Raw genomic sequence first — 2,415 nt, forward strand, 5'->3', positions numbered from 1 at the left:
GGGGGCGCTCGCGGCGGCCATCGCCGCCGACGCCGGACCCAGCCACGGCCCGCTGGTCAGCCCTGAAACCACCGAGGAATACGAAGCGGCCTCCGAATATAGCTGCTCGGCGAGCCCCTCCCAGGCCGACGCTGCGGCCAGCATCGAGCCCGGGCCCGGACCGGCATAGATCCTTGCCGAGTTGATTTCGGGTGGCAAAGCTGCGAAATCCATCATTTCACCTCGGAGTGCTCAGCCGGCCGCGACCGCGTTGGCGGCCTCGGTGACCGCATACGAATCAGCGCTGACGCCAAGGGTGTTCGCGACTAATTCGTGGATCGCCGCAGCTTGGGCGCTGACGCCCTGGTACATCTGCGCGTGCGCGGCAAACTGCAGCGCCGTCAACGCAGACACCTCATCGGCGGCGGCGGGAACCACCCCGGTCGTCGGGCCGGCCGCGGCGGCGTTTTCGGCGCTCATCGCCGAGCCGATGCCCTGCAGGTTACCGGTCGCCGCCGTCAACATTTGCGGGGCGACGGTGAGTGAGAACATGGACTTCTCCTTGGAGACTTGGGATTACGGACATGGGCTGGCCCTGTCCGCTGCGGTGGTATCGGGTGCGTTGATGCGGTCGTCGTCGAGATGGAGACCGCGTCGGCTGACTCGGCTAGGCCGAGTCAGACAGGATGATGCGTTGGTTGTTTCTGCGTTCATCCGGGGCGAGGCCGGCGGGACGGTTGACGGTGAGCGAGTGCTCACCGATCGTCGTGGCGCGACAAATGGCCTGCCGCCGGCCGATCACCGGCGAGCTATGCAGAACCGCGTCAAAAGGTCTTGACCGTTGAAGGCAATGGCAGCCGCGCGGGGTGGGGCCCGCCCGACCGGCACCACGAGTTTGATGCGCGAACCCGCGACGGCGACCACGGCGACCGCGAGACCGAGTTCCACCAGCGCGGTAACGGGTCCCGACACCGGCATGGCCCCGAACACCTTGGAGCATTTGGCGACCAGGCCGCGGTAAAGAGAAGCATGCTGGGCCTGAATGTCGGACGCGCCAGGGCCAGACCCGCCGCCCGGCGCTGTCACGAAGGCGTGCGGTGGGTCAAATGCGAGGGGAGCGAAATGCACCAGCCCGCACCCGAGGGCGCCGAGGACCAACCACACTGCAGCCGCGATCGCGACAACAACTCGCAACCGCACCGAAGTACCTGCGCCGCGGGGCCTCATAGTGTCTCAACTGTACCCGCCCATAGGGGGGTATGCCATATGCGGGGCAGTCGATACCGCATTGTGCCCGGCTCGCGATCGTGCATGCCGTTGGCCATTTTTATGCAGGTCAAGCTGATATCGACAGTTGGGCATCGGACAGTTACCCGCACATTGCACCGACATCCCAAAATACCCCTACCCGCCCGAGGTATAGAGGCGCCCAAGCGGCATTCCGCTACCTCGGCGGTAGTCGGTGCGGCGGCCGGCTCCCACGACAACACCAGCTCGCGGCTTCGCTCTATCGGCCCGGGACACATGACGACTCACTCGACAGGCGATGCCCGCGGCCGAGCCGCTGGCAGCTGTTCGCGTCGAATCCCTTAATAACATCGGGAGTTCGCGCCGATCGGGTGCTTGACGGCGGATCTTCCTGCGGATTCACATGGGTAACCACAAGGTGATTACATCGACGCGATCGAACGTGAGTAATCTCGCTCCTGGTTGCGTGCCGATGGCATCCTGCGGCGCCCCGTTGGGGTTAGAGTCGTCGTCATCGCGGGCCGGCGCCCGAAAGGATGACCAGGAGACGGGGACACAGATGCCTTGCCGTGCGGCGGTGTGAATCGCCGGCGGGTTATGGCCGGTACCGCAGGTTGGACGTCGCCAAGCTCGGGATGAGCCGGTTGCAGGTCGTGTGCGGGTTCGAGACGGTAGAGGGCAACTGCGGCGATGATGCCGATGAGAACCAGCCCGCCCCAAACCAGTGCGCCAGCGCTCAGCCGTTGTGCCGCACCGAATATCGATCCGGTGGCCAAGTTGCCGATGAGGATTCCGGCTCCGACGATGGTGTTGTAGAACCCGTAATGGGTGGCCACCAGCCGGCCGCCGGCCAGCGAGACGACGGTGTCCATCTCGAACGGGAAGACCGCGGCCGAACCGACGGCCAGCAGCGCCGCCGACACCAGCAGGGCCCCCACCGCCACCGGTGTCCCGAACCGATGACCGTCGGGAATGACTGTCAGCGGCACAAACGAGACCGCCAGGATGGCCACACCGATGGCCAGGCTACGTCCGGGTCCCCAGCGTTTCGTGAACCAACGGGTGATGCGCAGCTGTCCGACCACCGCAACCAGGCCAGAGACAACGAAAAGTGCTGCAACCAAAGCCTTTCCAGACCGCGGCGTCAGCATCGACGCCTGCAGGGGCAGCGCCAGGTACACCTGGAAG

The 2,415-nt window shown here is 65.7% G+C and carries 4 protein-coding genes; all 4 read right to left on the reverse strand.

Annotation, left to right across the window (positions count from 1 at the left end; genetic code table 11):
- On the reverse strand, window positions 1-213 hold a 213-nt coding region (locus tag JF781_RS27765), incomplete at its 3' end, for a PPE family protein (RefSeq protein ID WP_225341352.1).
- A gap of 18 nt (window positions 214-231) precedes the next feature.
- Window positions 232-531, reverse strand: a complete 300-nt coding sequence (locus tag JF781_RS27770; protein WP_225330291.1) for a PE family protein — start codon at window positions 529-531, stop codon at window positions 232-234.
- Between the two features lie 246 nt (window positions 532-777).
- On the reverse strand, window positions 778-1,179 hold the full coding sequence (locus tag JF781_RS27775) for a hypothetical protein (RefSeq protein ID WP_225330292.1): 402 nt from the start codon (window positions 1,177-1,179) through the stop codon (window positions 778-780).
- A 470-nt stretch (window positions 1,180-1,649) separates the two neighbouring features.
- Window positions 1,650-2,415, reverse strand: a 766-nt coding sequence (locus tag JF781_RS27780; protein ID WP_225341351.1) for an MFS transporter, incomplete at its 5' end; no start/stop codon positions are given.

It is taken from the genome of Mycobacterium sp. WUMAC-067 (assembly GCF_020217485.1).
GTDB lineage: Bacteria > Actinomycetota > Actinomycetes > Mycobacteriales > Mycobacteriaceae > Mycobacterium.

What these genes read in the sequence shown, in the direction of transcription:
- JF781_RS27770 (WP_225330291.1), bottom strand. Translation starts at nt 531, where the DNA reads ATGTTCTCACTCACCGTCGCCCCGCAAATGTTGACGGCGGCGACCGGT.